Annotated in this window: 3 protein-coding genes; all 3 read left to right on the top strand. The window is 75.2% G+C overall.

Going from position 1 to position 1,889, the window contains the following annotated elements; genetic code table 11:
• Positions 1 to 601 (top strand): ABC transporter permease (locus tag P409_RS33090; protein ID WP_202964888.1); only part of this gene is annotated, 601 nt, incomplete at its 5' end.
• Positions 598 to 1,464 (top strand): ABC transporter ATP-binding protein, encoded by an 867-nt coding sequence (locus tag P409_RS33085; protein WP_052121673.1) that lies wholly within the window; start codon positions 598 to 600, stop codon positions 1,462 to 1,464. The genes P409_RS33090 and P409_RS33085, both read left to right, overlap by 4 nt.
• A 176-nt stretch (positions 1,465 to 1,640) precedes the next feature.
• Positions 1,641 to 1,889, top strand: a 249-nt coding sequence (locus P409_RS33080) for an ATP-binding cassette domain-containing protein (RefSeq protein WP_034848694.1), incomplete at its 3' end; no start/stop codon positions are given.

Here is a 1,889-nt window from a genome sequence, read left to right as displayed (position 1 = left end):
CTGCTGGTCGGCGCCGCGGCGGCGGTGCTGGCGGTCGGCACTCGGCCTCCTGGTCGGCACCACCGCCGGCTTCCTCGGCGGCTGGGTGGACGAGGCGCTGATGCGGCTGACCGAGGCGGTGCAGACCGTGCCCAGCTTCATCCTGGCCCTGGCGCTGATCCTGGTGCTGGGGCCGTCGCTCGGCAGCATCGTCGTCGCCATCGGCCTCGGCGCCTGGCCCAGCCCGGCCCGGGTGGTGCGGGCCGAGGTGATGGCCCTGGCGCGGCGCGACTTCGTGGACGCGTACCGCTGCATGGGCATGGGCTGGGCGCGGATCGCCTTCGCCAAGCTGCTGCCCAACGCCCTGGCGCCGGTGCTGGTGCTGGCCACCGTGATCACCGCCAGCGCCATCCTGATCGAGTCGGCGCTGTCCTTCCTCGGCCTCGGCGACCCGAACCGGGTCAGCTGGGGCAGCATGATCGCGGAGGGCCGCGCCGTGCTGCGCAGCGCCTGGTGGCTCTCCGCCATCCCCGGCCTCGCCATCGTCGTCGCCGTGCTCTCGGTCAGCCTGCTCGGCGAGGCGCTCACGGCTGCGCTCGACCCGCGGCGGAGGCGCCGGTGAGCGGGGGGCTGCTGGCGATCCGGGGGCTCACCGTCGACTACTTCGGGGAGGGGGCGGCGGTGCGGGCGGTGGACGGGGTCGACCTCGACCTCGCGGCCGGGGAGACGCTGGCGCTGGTCGGCGAGTCCGGCTCCGGCAAGTCGACCGTGGCCATGGCGCCGCTCGGCCTCCTGCCGCCGGACGCCCGCATCGCCGGGTCGATCCGCCTGCAGGGGGCGGAGCTGCTGGGCCTGACGGAGCCGGCGCTGCGCCCGGTGCGCGGCGGCCGCATCGGCATGGTGTTCCAGGAGCCGGTGACCAGCCTCAACCCGGTGCTGACGGTGGGCGAGCAGATCCGCGAGGTGCTGGAGGCGCATGGCGTCTGCCGGGGCCGGGCGGCGCGGGGTCGGGCGGTGGAGCTGCTGGCCGAGGTCGGCATCGCCGATCCCGCCGCCCGGGCCGGCGCCTGGCCGCACGAGCTGTCGGGCGGCATGCGCCAGCGGGCGATGATCGCCATGGCGCTGGCGGCGGGGCCGGAGCTGCTGATCGCGGACGAGCCGACCACGGCGCTCGACGTCACCGTCCAGGCCCAGATCCTCGACCTGTTCCGACGCTTGCGCGACCGCCGCGGTATGGCGCTGCTGCTGGTCACCCACGATCTCGGTGTCGTCGCCGAGCTGGCCGATCGGGTGGCGGTGATGAAGGCGGGGCGGGTGGTGGAGACGGGGGTGGCGCGGCAGGTGCTGGATGAGCCGCAGCACGGCTACACCCGCGAGCTGCTGGCCGCGACGCTGTCGGTCGACGACGCGCCACGATGGGTGGGGGGCAACCAACACCTCAGCCCAAGCCAACCGAGTCCCCCCTCCCCTGCGGGAGGGGGGTAGGGGGAGGGGGTTTCCTCCGTCGGAGCCGGACCGGGGCGGAGCATGACGCTAGTCTCCTCGCATCTATCCAGCCTGCCGACTGCTCCTGCGGCACGAACCCCCTCCCCCTGCCCCCCTCCCGCGAGGGGAGGGGGGACTCAATGGGGTGATCGGCGAGCAGCGGCGAGGACCGCCCCATGACCGAACCTCTCCTCGTCCTCGACACCCTGGTGAAGCGCTTCGGCCGTGCGCCCGACGCGGTGCAGGCGGTCGACGGCGTCTCGCTCGCCATCGCGCCGGGCGAGGTGCTGGGGCTGGTCGGCGAGTCCGGCTCGGGCAAGTCGACCCTCGGCCGGCTGGCGGCGCGGCTGGCCGACCCCGATTCCGGCGCGATCCGCTTCGCCGGGCAGGACGTCACCCGCCGCCGGGGCCGTGCCCTCGGGCCG

This window comes from Inquilinus limosus MP06 (assembly GCF_000767795.1).
GTDB lineage: Bacteria > Pseudomonadota > Alphaproteobacteria > DSM-16000 > Inquilinaceae > Inquilinus > Inquilinus limosus_E.
This window is presented reverse-complemented; position numbering and strand designations above follow the sequence as displayed.